Origin of the sequence: Methylibium petroleiphilum PM1 (genome assembly GCF_000015725.1) — a bacterium.
Lineage (GTDB): Bacteria > Pseudomonadota > Gammaproteobacteria > Burkholderiales > Burkholderiaceae_C > Methylibium > Methylibium petroleiphilum.
On record NC_008825.1, the window covers coordinates 2,363,057 to 2,376,945 of the forward strand.

The following is a 13,889-nucleotide window of genomic DNA, read 5'->3' on the forward strand; positions in this document are numbered from 1 at the left end:
GACCCGGCTCGCGACTTGCATGCGGCGCACGCGTGCTGACCCCACCCCGTCCGTTCGAGCCTGCGGCGCCGACGATCCTCGACATCGAAGCGTCGGGCTTCGGCCGCGGCAGCTACCCGATCGAAGTCGGCTTCGTGCTGCCCGACGGCCGCGCCTGGTGCTCGCTGATCCGGCCCGAGCCGGACTGGCTGCACTGGGATCCGCAGGCCCAGGCCCTGCATCACATCCCGCGCGAGCTCGCGCAGCGACACGGCCGCAGCGCAGCCGAGGTCGCCGGCTTGTTGAACCAGCGCCTGAACGGCCGCGTCGCCTACTGCGACGGCTGGGCACACGACTACCCCTGGCTGGCACGCCTGTACGACGCCGCCGAGCTGACGCCGAGCTTCCGACTGGAACACCTGCTGAGCCTGCTCGACGAAGACCAGGCCCGACGCTTCGATGCCCTGAAGCGCCAGGTCATCGCCGAGTCCGGACAGCAGCGCCACCGCGCCAGCACCGACGCCCGCATGCTGCAGCTGGCACTGCGCCGACTGCGGCCCGCGTCGCTGCGCCGGCGTTGAGCTGAAGGCCGCCGCGCCCCAGAGCCGACTCGTCGGGCAGCCCCGCAGGCCCTAGCATGCCGGTCATGGAGATTCCCGAACCTGCCTGGCGCGCGCGGCTCCGCACCTGGTCCGCCAGCAGCCGCCTGCTGGTGTCGGCCACGCTGGGCGGCGGGGTCGCAACCGCGTGCCGGATCGCGGATTTGCCGTGGGTGGAGTCCCTGCTGGTCGGCTGGTGCGGCTTCGCCCTCCTCTCCCTGTTGTTGTCGGGGCTGACGCTGGGCCTGCACGGCGACATCCCACGGCCCGACGAGGTGGCTCGCAACGACCAGAGCAGCACCGCGATGCTGGTGGTCGTGCTGCTCGGCTGTGCGGCCAGCATCACCGCGATCGGTGCGCTGCTGCTGACCAGCCGGGATCTGCCGGCCGGCGAACGCTGGCCGCACGGCCTGCTGGCGGTGGTGGCGATCGCGCTGTCGTGGCTGCTGATCCACGTGCGCTTCGCCTTTCACTACGCCCACCGCGATCTCGAGGCACGCCCCGCGTCGAAGGGCCGGGCCGCGCTCGACTTCCCGGGCACGCCCGAGCCCGACTACCTGGACTACCTGTACTTCTCGTTCGTGATCGGCATGACCTCGCAGGTCTCCGACGTGACGGTGCACACGCGGGCGATGCGTCGCCTGGTGCTGTGGCACAGCCTGCTCTCCTTCGGCTTCAACCTCCTCATCCTGGCGCTGGCCGTCAACACACTGGCCGCACTGTTCCAGTAGCGGCCCTTGCGGCTATGCTGCGACCCTGTTTTCAAAGGAAGCGATCATGAACACCACTCCCTCGGGCCTGAAATACGAAGACCCACTGATCGGCAACGGCCCGACCGCCACCGTCGGCAAGAACGTCCGTGTGCACTACACCGGCTGGCTCTACAACGACGGCAGCGCCGGGCGGAAGTTCGATTCCAGCAAGGATCGCGGCGATCCGTTCGAGTTCCCGCTCGGCGGCGGCATGGTGATCCGCGGCTGGGACGAAGGCGTGGCCGGCATGCAGGTCGGCGGTACGCGGCGCCTGGTGATTCCTCCGGCGCTCGGCTACGGCGCACGCGGCGCCGGCGGTGTGATTCCGCCGAACGCGACGTTGCTGTTCGAGGTCGAGTTGCTCGCCGTCATCGGCTGAGCCGTCGCCCCGGGGCAGTGCCCGGGGGGCTCAAGTCCGGCGATGCGCTACCGAAATCGCCGTGTCGCGGACCGTCCCCAGCGGATGTGTCCCGACGCGATTTCAATGACCGAAAACTCCTCCGCCCGCTCACCCCTCACGTCGTCGGTCACGCTCCACAGCGCGCTGCTGGCGGCGGCCGTGCTGTTGCTCGCCGTGCTCGGCGTCGTGACACAGCTGAGTCTCGACACCGCCCGCCGCAACGAGGTGCAGCGCGCACTGCGCGATACCGAACGCAACACGCAGAAGCTGGCCGTGCGCGTCGGCGAAGTGCTCGACCGTGTCGACCAGACCACGCTGCTGGTCAAGTCGCTGCACGAGACCGGCAACCCGACGAGCCTGTCCGGGCTGCGCGCCGCCGGACTCGTGACGCTGGACACGACCCGCGCCCTGCTCATCACCGATCGACATGGCGTCGTGCAGGAAAGCACCTCGCCCGACGTTGCGCTGAACGTCGCCGACGAAGACGATTTCAAGCGTCACCTCCACGATCCCGTCCTCGGTCTGAGCATCGGCGCGCCTCAGCCCGATCATCTGAATGGCGGTTGGATGCTGCCGGTGATGCGCCGCCTGACCCACGACGGCCAGTTCGACGGCGTCGTCGTCGCGATGCTCGATCCCGGCTCTCTGACCAAGGGCTTCGATCATGGCGAGGCGCCGGGCACCGTGATCACGGTGATCGGCCTCGACAACATCAACCGCTCACGGCGTCTGGACGGCAGCATCAGTTTCGGCGAGAAGGTCGACGCCCAGAAGGTGCTGCAGCGCTCGCGCGAGATCCGCGAGACGCTCCAGCCCTTCTACAGCCAGGTCGACGGCACGGCCCGCTTCTTCACGGCGCTGCCGATCGATCGCTATCCGATGGTCGCCGTCGTGGCCGTCTCGGCCGACGCCGTGACAGCCGGCTATCAGCAGACGCGGCTTCGTCTCCTCGGCTGGTCCGCGGCCGTCGCACTGCTGATCGTGTTCGGAACGCTGGTGCTGTGGCGGCAGGCCCGCGGGCTCGACAGCAGTCGGCGCGAGGCCCGTCGGGCCAAGGCGCTCTACGTCGCCACACTCGACGGCAGCCTGGATGCACTGTGGCTGATGCGTGCCGAGCGGGATGCGTCGGGGCAGACACACGATTTCGTGATCACCGACGCCAACCGCCGTGCGGGCGCCATGCTCGGGCTGGACCCCGCTGCGATGATCGGGCGTCGCGCGACCGAGTTGGTGCCGTCGATCCGCGAAGATGGCCTGCTGAACCTGCTGCTCACGGTGCTGCAACGGCAGAAGCCGATGGATGTCGAGGCCCAGGCCGTCGCGACCTCGATGCGCGGACGCTGGATGCACTTCCAGGTCGTCCCGGTCGAGGAGGGCGTGGCGCTGATCACGCGCGACATCGACGACCGCAAGCGCGCCGAAGCACAGCTCGCCGACATTGCACGCCGGGATGCCTTGACGCAGTTGCCGAACCGCCGTCATTTCGAGGAACAGCTCGAACTGGCCGCTGCCCGCGCTCAACGCAGTGGTCGGCCGATGGCCCTCGTCTACCTCGATCTCGACGGCTTCAAGCGCGTCAACGACACGCTCGGTCACGAAGCGGGGGATCGGTTGCTGATCTCGGTCGCGCTGCGCCTGACAGCCTGCGTGCGTGTGACCGATCTGGTCAGCCGGCTCGGGGGTGACGAGTTCACCGTGATCCTGGAAGAGTCGGGAACGGCCGAGGATCGTCTTCAGCTGTGCGAGCGCATCCTCGCCCAGCTGTCCGAACCACACGTGTTGGCCGGCCAGGCAACCGTGTCGACGCCGAGCCTGGGCATGGCCGTCTACCTGCCGGGTGAATCGCTCGACAGCCTGCGCAAGCGTGCCGACGGCGCGATGTACGACGCCAAGCGGGCCGGCAAGGCCTGCCTGCGGATCGCGGCCTCTGCCAGCACGGCGAGTTGAGCAAACCCAGGCAGTCGTCGCGCGGGGCCCTTCGCCCGATCTAGGACCAGGTCAGGTCGCCGCAGATCACCTGCAGTTCCCCGCCCTGACTGGCAGGTGCCCGGAAGGCGGTGGAAACCGTCACGCACAGGTGCGAGCCGTGCAAGGTGCGGTATGGCCGGGTGACCTGCACCTTGCCGACCGCCGCGACGGCGCGGCGGAAATAGGGCCGACGCGCCCAGCGCGCACCGCGCGTGTCGCGAAACGGCTCGAACGCCGTGCCGTTGCCCGCCGCGGGGCTGCGGCCCCACTGGTTCACGCCCACCTGCCGCCCGTCCTGGCCGAGCAGATAGCAGAGTTCGGTGCCCGGCAAAGCCAGGAAAGACTGCGTCGCCTCCTCGAGCGGGCGCCCACCGGCCAGCAGCGCCGACGCGTAGCCGATGGCGTTGAAATACGGCGCGATGCGCTCGCGATAGCCCGCGTCCTCTTCGCGCCAGCGCTCGCCGAAGCCGCTCCAGATCGCGTTCAGGGCCTCGCTGGCGTGGTTCGGCCCGACCAGCGCCGCCTGCGGCCGCGCGAAGAAATAGCCCTGCACCAGGTCGGCGTCGGCTTCCAGCGCGACGAAGGCCTCGGCCTCCGTTTCCACGCCTTCCATCAGCACCAGCGCGCCGCATTCGTGCAGCAGCGAGGTCATCTGGATCACGACACGGCGCGCACGCAGGTCGAGCGCCGCGCGCTCGACCAGGCTGCGGTCGAGCTTGACGATCTCGGGGCGCAGGCGCCACACGCGATCGAAGTTGGAATGCCCGGCGCCGAAGTCGTCGAGCGCGATCAGGCCTCCTTGGGACCGGATGGTCGCGACAGCGGCATCGAAGTTCGCGTCGTCGCGCACCGCGTCCTCGAGCACCTCGACGACGATCTGCTTGGGTTGCAACCGCAGGTCGGCGGGCATCGCCTCGCTGCAGGCGTCGAAGGTCGTCTGCGGTGACTGCAGGAAGACCTGCGGGTGCAGGTTCAGGAACAGCCACTGAGACTGCGGCGCCGCCTTGGCGTAGTTCGCCATGTGCATGGTGCGCACCAGCTGGTCGCGCCACAGCAGTTCGTTGGAGTCGTGTCCGTCGAAGAACCGCGGCGGCGGCAGTCCGGCGCCGGTCGCGTCGCTGGCGCGCAGCAAGGCCTCGTGACCGACCACGCGGCCATGCGACAGGCTGAAGATCGGCTGGAAATGACTGGCGAGCCGGAGACCGGCATGGTGGCCTGTGACCGATTGGCCGGCCGGGCCGCCAAGACCACTCAGGCAGGCCAGCGCTGCTTCGAAACTCGGGGTCAGGGGTGGGACAGCGGACATCGGTCGTTGCACAAGCAGAGAACGCGCCCGGCAAGGCGCCACTCCCGGGTATCGGTCACGAAACGCGAGACTGAAGCACTATTTCGCCGCCCGCGCCTCTCCGTCCGATCCCGGATCGCGCCCTCCGCCCCGAGCGTTCCCCCGTGGATCGGATGCGTCCAGCATGTGACCCCGCACACGCTGGACGAGAATGCGACCTCCGCTCGCCCCGCCCCGACTGCTCCAATGCCCCGCCTGCCTTCCCTGCGTCACACCTTGCTGAGCAGCCGCGACCTGCTGATGACCGCCGGCCCGTTCGTGCTGCTGACGGTGGCGCTCCTGGCGCTGGCCTACTGGGCACTCGACCCGAGCCCGCCGAAGAAGCTGGTGCTGGCCACCGGGCCGGAACAGGGGGCGTACGCCGAGTTCGGCAAACGCTACCAGGCGGCGCTGGCCAAGCACCGCATCCAGGTCGAACTGCGCACGACCCAGGGCGCGGCGGAGAACCTGAAGTTGCTCGAAGACCCGGACTCGGGCGTCGACTTCGGCTTCGTACAGGGCGGTGCCGGTCGCCTGCGAGGCGGCGACGAAGCGCCGCCACCGGATCTGGTGTCGCTGGGCAGCCTGTTCTACGAGCCGATCTGGCTGTTCTATCGCGAGGACAGCGCCAGGCGGCTGATCGGCAGCGATCGGCTCGACTCGGTGGCGAAGCTCAAGGGCTGGCGCGTCAACATCGGGGCCCAGGGCAGCGGCATCACCAACCTGATGCGACGGCTGCTCGACACCAACGGCCTCGGGCCCGAGGACATCGTCGCCCAGCGGCTGACGCAGACCCCAGCCGTCGTGAGCCTGCTCGATGGCAACACCGACGCGCTGGCGCTGGTGTCCGCGCCCGAGGCGCCGATGGTGCAGTTGCTGCTGCTGACGCCCGGCATCCGCCTCATGAGCTTCGATCAGGCCGAAGCGTACGCGCGCCGCCTGCCGATGCTCACGCCGGTGAGCCTGCCGCGCGGCGTGGTGAAGCTGGCCGAGGACGTGCCGCCCGAGGACATCGAGCTGCTGGCCCCGACGGCCGCGCTGGTGGCGCGCGCATCGGCCCATCCGGCCCTGCAGCAGCTGTTCGTGCAGGCCGCCAACGCGATCCACAGCGAAGCGGGCTGGTTCCAGCGCCGCGGCGAGTTTCCGAACCGGCGCGCCGTGGAACTGCCGATGTCGAAGGAGGCCGACCGCTTCTTCGAGACCGGTCCGCCCTGGCTGCAGCGCTACCTGCCGTTCTGGGTCGCGAACCTGATCGACCGGATGTGGGTGGTGTTGGCCTCGATCATCGTGGTGCTGATCCCGCTGTCGCGCGTGGTGCCGCCGCTGTACGAACTGCGCATCCGCTCGCGGGTGTTCCGCTGGTACGGCCGGCTGCGCCAGATCGAGGAAAGCCTGGCCGACGCCCCGGACGGGCCGGCCGATGCCCAGCCGCTGATGGACGAGCTCGACGCTCTCGATGCCCGCGTCAAGCAGTTGCAGGTCCCGCTGTCGCATGCCGACGAGCTGTATGCGTTGCGCAGCCACATCGACCTGGTGCGCAAGAAGCTGCGCGCACTGGGCGCCCAGACCCCGGCAGCCTCCCCATGACGGTGGGCTGCCTTCCGCGTGGCCGACGCCGGCCCGACACGTCCGCCCCATCCGCCGACGCTCCCCACGACGACATTCCCCGCCAGGCGCTCGGAGGCGCCTCGTCATGAACGCTCCCTCCCCTTCCCGTGCCGACGGCGCGCCGCGCCCTCGCGTGGTCATCATCGGCTGTGGTTTCGGTGGCATCGAAGCCGTCCGCTCACTGTCCAGGGCCGACGTCGAGATCACGCTGGTCGACCGCACCAACCACCACCTGTTCCAGCCGCTGCTCTACCAGGTGGCGACCGCCAATCTCTCGGCGCCCGCGATCTCGGGCCCGATCCGCCACATCCTGCGCCGCGAGATGCAGCGCGGCAACCTGACCATCCTGCTCGGCGAGGTGACCGGCATCGACACGGCCGCGCGCAGCGTCACGCTCGATGGCCGCGAACCCATCGCCTATGACCACCTCATCGTCGCCGCCGGCGCGACCCACAGCTACTTCGGCCACGACGACTGGGCCGCCCATGCGCCGGGCCTGAAGACGCTGGCCGACGCCTTCACGATCCGGCGCCGCGTGCTGATGGCGTTCGAGCATGCCGAGCGAGAAGCCGACCCCGCGAAGCGCGAAGCCTGGCTCACGTTCGCGGTGGTCGGCGCCGGGCCGACCGGCGTGGAGCTGGCCGGACAGCTGGCCGAGATCGCGCACCACACGCTGCACGACGAATTCCGCCGCATCGACTCGCGCCGCTCGCGCGTGGTGCTGGTCGAGGGCGGTCCGCGCGTGCTCGGCGCCTTCAGCGAGCAGCTGTCGCAGCGCGCGCTCGAGCAACTGCAGTCGCTCGGCGTGGAGGTCCGTACCGGCGCCAGCGTTACCGCGATCGACGCCGAGGGACTGAGCTACGCCGGTACCGACGGCCCGCAGCGCATCGCGGCGCAGACCGTGGTCTGGGCTGCCGGCGTGGCCGCCTCGAAGCTGGGGCGGGCCCTCGCCGAGCTCACCGGCTGCACGCTGGACCGCGCCGGCCGCGTGGTGGTCGAGCCCGATCTGAGCCTGGCCGGCCACCCCGAGATCCACGTCGTGGGCGATCTGGCAGCGGCGCAGAGCCACCCGAAGCGCGGCGCGCCGACGCCGGTCCCCGGTGTCAGCCCGGCGGCCAAGCAGATGGGACGCACCGCCGCGACCAACCTGCTGCGCCGCCTGCGCGGCGAACCAACGGCGGCGTTCCGCTACAACGACTACGGTGCGCTGGCCACCATCGGCCGCCGCGCCGCGATCGCGATGGTCGACCTACCGGTGTTCGGGCGTGTGCACTTCAGCGGCATGCCCGCCTGGCTGTTCTGGCTGTTCGTGCACATCTATTTCCTGATCGGTTTCCGCAACCGCCTGGTGGTCCTGAGCGACTGGGCCTGGGCCTACTTCAGCTTCGAACGCCAGGCTCGCGTGGTGGCCGAGGCGGAGGCCGATGCCCACCGGCCGGCGGCCGGCTAGGCGAGGTTCTAAGATCGAGGCCACCGGGGCGGCGCAGTCGTCGGCCTCGATCAGGACCCGCATGGACACACGCACTTCCCCGATCCGACTGCGCCTGGAGCGCCTGCGCGCCGCGATGGCCGCACGGCAGACCGATGCCGTGCTGCTGCCGTCGAGCGATCCGCACCTGTCGGAGTACCTGCCCGGGCACTGGCAGGGCCGCGCGTGGTTCTCGGGCTTCACCGGCTCGATGGCCACGCTGGTGGTGCTGGCCGATCGCGCCGCGCTGTTCGCCGACAGCCGTTACTGGGTGCAGGCCGAGGCGCAGCTCGCCGGCACCGGCATCGAGCTGGTGAAGATCGCGACCGGCACCGCGGCCACGCACATCGAATGGATCGCCGCAGCGCTGCGCCCCGGCCAGACGCTCGCGGCCGACGGCGCAGTGCTCGGCCTCGCCGCGGCCAAGACGCTGCGCGAGGCGATGGACGCCGCCGGCATCGTGCTGCGCACCGACGCCGATCCGCTCGCCGCCGCCTGGCCGGAGCGCCCCGCGCTGCCCGCGGTGCCGGTCTACGAGCACCGCGCACCGCACGCGCCGCAATCGCGCAGCGACAAGCTGGCGCAACTGCGCGCGGCGATGGCGGCGCGCGGCGCGAGCCACCACCTCATCTCCACGCTGGACGACCTGGCCTGGCTGTTCAACCTGCGCGGTGCCGACGTCGACTACAACCCGGTGTTCCTGGCGCACGGGCTGGTGTCGGCCTCGGACGCCCTGCTGTTCATCGGCGAAGGCAAGGTCGACGCCGCACTGGCCGCGATGCTGGGTGCCGAGGGCGTGCAACTGCGACCCTACGGGCAGGCACGCATCGCGCTCGCCGCCCTGCCCGCCGATGCGCGCCTGCTGATCGATCCGCGGCGCGTGACGCTGGGGTTGCGTGAGGCGGTGCCGGCCTCGGTGCGGTTGATCGAGGCCGTGAACCCGTCCACGCTCGCGAAGAGCAGCAAGTCCGCCCCCGAGGCCGCCTTCATCCGCGAAGCGATGGCACGCGACGGTGCGGCGATGTGCGCCTTCTATGCCTGGTTCGAGAGCGCGCTCGGCCGCGAGCCGATCACCGAACTGACCATCGACGAGCGCCTGAGCGCCGAACGAGCGCGCCAGCCCGACTACGTCTCGCTGAGCTTTCCAGTGATAGCCGGCTTCAATGCCAACGGTGCGATGCCGCACTATCGGGCCACGCCCGAAGCCCATGCGGTGATCTCCAGCACCGCCGGGGTCGCCGCCGACGGGCTGCTGTTGATCGACTCCGGCGCGCAGTACCTGGGCGGCACGACCGACATCACGCGCGTCTGGCCGATCGGCGAGCCGACCGAGGCGATGAAGCACGACTACACGCGGGTACTGAAGGGCACGATCGCGTTGAGCCAGACGCGCTTCCCGCGCGGCACGGCGAGCCCGATGCTCGACGCGATCGCGAGGGCGCCGCTGTGGGCTGCGTCGCTCGACTACGGGCATGGCACCGGCCACGGCGTCGGCTACTTCCTCAACGTGCACGAAGGCCCGCAGTCGATCAGCAAGGCCGTCCCGACGCCCGACATGGCGATGGAGCCAGGCATGGTCACCAGCATCGAGCCAGGCCTGTACCGACCGGGCCGCTGGGGCGTGCGCATCGAGAACCTGGTGCTCAACGTGACGGCGCCAGGCGACGAGTTCGGCGACTTCCTCGCATTCGAAACCCTGACGCTGTGCCCCATCGACACGCGCTGCCTGGAGCGTTCACTGCTGCGCGCCGACGAGATCGACTGGCTGAACCGCTACCACGCCACGGTGCGCGAGCGGCTCGTGCCGCTCGTCAGCGGCACGGCGCGGGCCTGGCTGCTGGCGCGCACGCAGCCGGTCTGATGCGGCGACGCGCGGTCGCCCGCTCGCGCGCTATTCCTCGTCGCCGCCCAGCACCGCGCCCAGCAGCCCCCCGGCGCCGAAGCCACCGAGCACCGAACCCTCCTCTCGCGAACCGCCCCGCTGCGGTGCTGCGGCGAACACCCGCGATGCGAGCCGCGAGAACGGCAGGCTCTGCAGCCACACCGTGCCCGGACCGGTCAGCTTGGCGAAGAACAGGCCTTCGCCACCGAACAGCGCCGTCTTGACCTTGCCGACGTACTGGATCTCGAAGTCGACGCTCTGCGTGTAGGCCACGACGCAACCGGTGTCGACCAGCAGCGTCTGTCCCGGCTGCAGTTCGCGCTTGAGCACGGTGCCGCCGGCATGCACGAAGGCCAGGCCGTCGCCGTCGAGCTTCTGCATGATGAAGCCCTCGCCGCCGAAGAAGCCGACCGACAGCTTGCGCTGGAAGGCAATGCCCAGGCTGACGCCGCGCGCCGCGCACAGGAAGGCGTCCTTCTGGCAGATCAGCGTGCCGCCCAAGGTCCGCAGGTCCATCGGCAGGATCTTGCCGGGGTACGGCGCCGCGAACGCCACGCGCTGCTTGCTGCCGACGTTGTTGGTGTAGACCGTCGTGAACAGCGATTCGCCGGTCACCAGGCGCTTGCCGGCCCCCAGCAGCTTGCCGAAGAAGCCGCCCTGTTGCGCAGATGCGTCGCCGAACACCGTGTCCATGCCAATGCCGGCGTCCATGAACATCATGCTGCCGGCTTCGCCGATGGCGGCCTCGCCGGGGTCGAGTTCCACCTCGACGAACTGCATCTCTGCGCCTTTGATCTCGTAATCGATCACGTCCATCGCCATGCTCGGTCTCCGTCAGTGCGTTTGCGCACGATCTAGCGGGGCACGATGGTAGCGAAGTGCCGTGAACTCCTGCCGGCCCGCGAACGGCCTCCTGCGCCGGCGCCGCTCGGGACCTGACGTGCACCCCCTTTTGGGGGAGCCATCACCCACGCCTCGACTCCCAGAATCGCGGGTTACCCCTTGCAGAAACCGCCCGTGACCTCCGATTTCACGATCCACCTGCCGACGCTGATGCTGCTGGCCGTCGTCGTGATGGGAGCAACCGCGGCCATCATGTCGGTGTTCGGCCTGAGCCAGCGCGTCTACCGCGGCTACTGGTGGTGGGTGGGGGCCATGTGGCTGGCCACCCTGGGAGCGGCGCTGCACGGACTGCGCAACCTGTGGCCGGTGGCCGTGGTCCCGGCCTGCCTGCTGGTGATGGTCTGGCCGGTGTTGATCACCACCGGACTGCGCCGCTTCTTCTCGCGCGACCGGCAGTTCTCTTCGACGCGGATCGATGTCGCGCTGTATGTCGCCTGCTACCTCGGCTGGCTGGCTTGCTGGCTGGCTTCCGCGCCGCAGCCGATCCGGTCGCTGGCCTATGGCGCCGGCTCGCTGATCCTGCTGCTTTACGCCGCCGTTTTCATCGGCAAGCTCGACGACTTCCGCCGCAGTCCGGCCCTCAAGCTGCTGATGGCGGTGATGATCGTTCAGGCCGCCGTCCCCATGTTGCGCCTGGCGGGCATGTTCTCCCAGGGCGCCGGCGCGCTGCCCGCCCAATCGCTGGTGGTCACCGGCGTGGTGCTGCCGTTGCTCCTGAGCATGCTGTTCACGGTCTACCTCTGCCTGGTGCTCACGCACGAGCGCACCGTGCGCGACCTGCGCGAGACTCAGCGCCAGCTGCGCGTGCTGGCCGACATCGACATGCTCACCCAGGTGCCGAACCGCCGTCACTTCGAGGAATTGGCCACCGCGATCGTCGGCAACGGCGCCGCGCCGCCGTCGGTGCTGATGCTGTTCGACATCGACCATTTCAAGCACGTCAACGACAACCACGGCCATGCCGTCGGCGATGCGGCGCTGCGGCTGGTCGCCCGCTGCACGCGCGACACGCTGCGCACACGCGACGTGATGGGCCGTGTCGGGGGCGACGAGTTCATGCTGCTGCTGCCAGGTGCGAGCGTTGACGATGCGCTGCACGTGGCCGATCGCATCACGCGCAATCTCGACCTGGCGAGCAAGAACTTCCCGCTGCCGTTGAGTCTGAGCTTCGGGCTGGTGCAGATCCACACAGGCGAATCGCTCGCCGCCGCACAGCACCGCGCCGACCTCGCCCTCTACGAGGCCAAGCGCCAGGGCCGCCGCCGCGCCGTGCCGGCCCGGCAGGACGGGCCCGATACGGTGTTCGGTGAGAGCCGGTCGCTGGGGCTCGATCCGCTCTGAGGCCTGGCGACGATGTCAGCGCGGCGCGAACCCCTGCTGCGCCAGCACCGCCTGCCCGGCCGGGCCCAGCACAAAGTCGACGAACCGCCGGGCCCGCGGACCCGCACGCTCCAACAGCGCCACGCCGTAGTCGGCAGAAACGTTCACGTCCTCCGGCAGGTCGACGCGCTGCAAGGCAGGCAGTTCCTGTTGCGCCTGCAGGGCATTGGTGCAGTAGGTGATGAACACATCGGCCTGCCCCGCCTCGAGCAGCGCCGCATAGACGCTGCGGCCGGCGGGGGGCGGTGGCGAGGCCGGCCCGCCGGTCAACTTCAGGGCCTTGCGATCGAGCGATTCGTAGGCTCCGGCGTACGCAGCACCACGCCCGTCGATGCGGCGGAACAGTTCCCAGGTGTAGTCCCCCGAAGGATCGGCCTGGGGCGTGGACGTGCCCACGCGCACGGCGGGATCGAGCAGGCGGTCCAGCGCGTTGTCGGCCGTCACGCCGGCCTCGGGCCGCGCCAGCAGGCACAGGCGATTGCGCGTGAAGCGCTGCACCGCGCCGGCCCGGCCGACAGTGGCCAGCGCCTGCGGGTGCGCCATGTTGGCTGAAGCAAACACCTCGGCCGCCTCGCCCGCCGACAGACGGTCCTTCAGCAGGCCGGATGCGCCGAACACGAAGCGCAGCGGCGCTCCGGGCTCGCGCGCCTCGAACTGCCGGCCGATCTCGGCCAGCGGGGCCCGCAGACTGCCTGCGGCGAAGACCACCAACTCGCCGTCCGGCGCGCCGGCCCGGCTCGCCTCGCCCGTCATGCCCAGCGCCATCGTCACGGCGGCGACCAGAGCCAGCGCGGCGGCCTTCACTTGGTTGCGGCGTTCGGGAAGAACAGTTGCTGGCCCCCGATCTGGTAGCTGGCGATCGTGGCCTGGCCTTCCGCAGAGACCACCCAGTCGGCGAAGGCCTGCGCCAGGGCCGTCTTGGTGTGCGGGTGCTTGGCCGGATCGACCACGATCACGCCGTACTGGTTGAACAGGCGCTTGTCGCCCTCCACCAGCACGGCCAGGTCGGCGCGGTTCTTGAACGACAGCCAGGTACCGCGGTCCGCCAGCACATAGGCATTGCTGGACGCGGCGATGTTCAGCGCCGGGCCCATGCCGCAGCCGCATTCCTGGTAGCCGGCATAGGTGCCCTTCGGGGCCTCGATGCCGGCGGCCTTCCAGTAGCGCAGTTCGGCAGCATGCGTGCCGCTCTTGTCGCCACGTGACACGAAGCTCGACGGGCTCTTCGCCAGCGTGCCCAGCGCGGCCACGATGTCGGCGCCCTTCACGCCCACCGGATCGGCTTTCGGGCCGATCAGCACGAAGTCGTTGTACATCACGGGGCTGCGCTTCAGGCCGTAGCCTTCGGCGACGAACTTCTCCTCGGCCGCCTGGTCATGGACGAACAGCACATCGGCATCGCCGCGACGGCCCATGTCCAGCGCCTGGCCGGTACCGAGCGCCACCACCTTCACGTCGATGCCGCTGGCCTTCTTGAACGCCGGCAGCAGGTGCGCGAACAAGCCGGACTGCTCGGTCGACGTGGTCGACGCCATCACGATGCTCTTGTCCTGCGCGACCGCTGCGCCGGCCACGCCGAGCGTGATCGCGAACATGCCCAGATGGCGCAGCAGCGCCCGCCTGTCG

The 13,889-nt window shown here is 69.9% G+C and carries 12 protein-coding genes; 8 read left to right on the top strand and 4 right to left on the bottom strand.

Annotated elements, in window-relative coordinates; all coding sequences use genetic code 11:
- Nucleotides 1-32: 32 nt before the first annotated feature.
- From MPE_RS11150 to MPE_RS22760, 4 genes are all read left to right on the top strand, one after another.
- Complete coding sequence (locus MPE_RS11150) at nt 33-560, top strand: 3'-5' exonuclease (RefSeq protein ID WP_011829803.1); 528 nt, start codon at nt 33-35, stop codon at nt 558-560.
- Between the two features lie 65 nt (nt 561-625).
- Nucleotides 626-1,309 carry a DUF1345 domain-containing protein gene (locus tag MPE_RS11155; protein ID WP_036229940.1) on the top strand — a complete coding sequence of 228 codons (684 nt, stop codon included), beginning with the start codon at nt 626-628 and terminating at the stop codon, nt 1,307-1,309.
- A gap of 46 nt (nt 1,310-1,355) precedes the next feature.
- On the top strand, nt 1,356-1,709 hold the full coding sequence (locus tag MPE_RS11160; RefSeq protein ID WP_011829805.1) for an FKBP-type peptidyl-prolyl cis-trans isomerase: 354 nt from the start codon (nt 1,356-1,358) through the stop codon (nt 1,707-1,709).
- Between the two features lie 105 nt (nt 1,710-1,814).
- Entirely contained in the window at nt 1,815-3,677 is a 1,863-nt protein-coding gene (locus MPE_RS22760; RefSeq protein WP_049820806.1) for a sensor domain-containing diguanylate cyclase, read from the top strand.
- 40 nt (nt 3,678-3,717) lie between these two features.
- On the opposite strand, the gene MPE_RS11170 is transcribed toward MPE_RS22760, so the two are convergent.
- Nucleotides 3,718-5,004, bottom strand: a complete 1,287-nt coding sequence (locus MPE_RS11170) for a sensor domain-containing phosphodiesterase (protein ID WP_011829807.1) — start codon at nt 5,002-5,004, stop codon at nt 3,718-3,720.
- 225 nt (nt 5,005-5,229) lie between these two features.
- Between MPE_RS11170 and MPE_RS11175 the strand changes: the two genes are divergently transcribed.
- The 3 genes from MPE_RS11175 (at nt 5,230) to MPE_RS11185 (ending at nt 9,959) form a co-directional block, all read left to right on the top strand.
- Nucleotides 5,230-6,609 carry a TAXI family TRAP transporter solute-binding subunit gene (locus MPE_RS11175; RefSeq protein ID WP_011829808.1) on the top strand — a complete coding sequence of 460 codons (1,380 nt, stop codon included), beginning with the start codon at nt 5,230-5,232 and terminating at the stop codon, nt 6,607-6,609.
- A 106-nt stretch (nt 6,610-6,715) separates the two neighbouring features.
- Complete coding sequence (locus MPE_RS11180) at nt 6,716-8,080, top strand: NAD(P)/FAD-dependent oxidoreductase (protein WP_041929649.1); 1,365 nt, start codon at nt 6,716-6,718, stop codon at nt 8,078-8,080.
- Between the two features lie 61 nt (nt 8,081-8,141).
- On the top strand, nt 8,142-9,959 hold the full coding sequence (locus MPE_RS11185; protein ID WP_011829810.1) for an aminopeptidase P family protein: 1,818 nt from the start codon (nt 8,142-8,144) through the stop codon (nt 9,957-9,959).
- 30 nt (nt 9,960-9,989) lie between these two features.
- Here the strand turns inward: MPE_RS11185 and MPE_RS11190 are convergent, their stop codons facing one another.
- A complete protein-coding gene (locus MPE_RS11190) occupies nt 9,990-10,802 on the bottom strand; it encodes a TIGR00266 family protein (protein ID WP_011829811.1) in 813 nt (270 codons plus the stop codon).
- Nucleotides 10,803-10,997: 195 nt separating this feature from the next.
- On the opposite strand from MPE_RS11190, the gene MPE_RS11195 reads away from it, so the two are divergent.
- On the top strand, nt 10,998-12,224 hold the full coding sequence (locus MPE_RS11195) for a GGDEF domain-containing protein (RefSeq protein ID WP_041929650.1): 1,227 nt from the start codon (nt 10,998-11,000) through the stop codon (nt 12,222-12,224).
- A 15-nt stretch (nt 12,225-12,239) separates the two neighbouring features.
- Here the strand turns inward: MPE_RS11195 and MPE_RS11200 are convergent, their stop codons facing one another.
- Together MPE_RS11200 and MPE_RS11205 are read right to left on the bottom strand one after the other, a co-directional pair.
- The gene (locus tag MPE_RS11200; protein ID WP_011829813.1) at nt 12,240-13,067 is read right to left on the bottom strand and encodes a molybdate ABC transporter substrate-binding protein; all 828 of its coding nucleotides are present in this window, start codon (nt 13,065-13,067) and stop codon (nt 12,240-12,242) included.
- Entirely contained in the window at nt 13,064-13,858 is a 795-nt protein-coding gene (locus MPE_RS11205) for an ABC transporter substrate-binding protein (RefSeq protein ID WP_237706408.1), read from the bottom strand. Before MPE_RS11205 ends, MPE_RS11200 begins: the two co-directional genes overlap by 4 nt.
- Nucleotides 13,859-13,889: the final 31 nt, after the last annotated feature.

Bases quoted from the DNA above. Each gene is read 5' to 3' on its own strand.
- MPE_RS11155 (WP_036229940.1), top strand. From the start codon at position 626: ATGGAGATTCCCGAACCTGCCTGGCGCGCGCGGCTCCGCACCTGGTCC.
- MPE_RS11160 (WP_011829805.1), top strand. From the start codon at position 1,356: ATGAACACCACTCCCTCGGGCCTGAAATACGAAGACCCACTGATCGGC.
- MPE_RS22760 (WP_049820806.1), top strand. From the start codon at position 1,815: ATGACCGAAAACTCCTCCGCCCGCTCACCCCTCACGTCGTCGGTCACG.
- MPE_RS11170 (WP_011829807.1), bottom strand. From the start codon at position 5,004: ATGTCCGCTGTCCCACCCCTGACCCCGAGTTTCGAAGCAGCGCTGGCC.
- MPE_RS11175 (WP_011829808.1), top strand. From the start codon at position 5,230: ATGCCCCGCCTGCCTTCCCTGCGTCACACCTTGCTGAGCAGCCGCGAC.
- MPE_RS11180 (WP_041929649.1), top strand. From the start codon at position 6,716: ATGAACGCTCCCTCCCCTTCCCGTGCCGACGGCGCGCCGCGCCCTCGC.
- MPE_RS11185 (WP_011829810.1), top strand. From the start codon at position 8,142: ATGGACACACGCACTTCCCCGATCCGACTGCGCCTGGAGCGCCTGCGC.
- MPE_RS11190 (WP_011829811.1), bottom strand. From the start codon at position 10,802: ATGGCGATGGACGTGATCGATTACGAGATCAAAGGCGCAGAGATGCAG.
- MPE_RS11205 (WP_237706408.1), bottom strand. From the start codon at position 13,858: ATGTTCGCGATCACGCTCGGCGTGGCCGGCGCAGCGGTCGCGCAGGAC.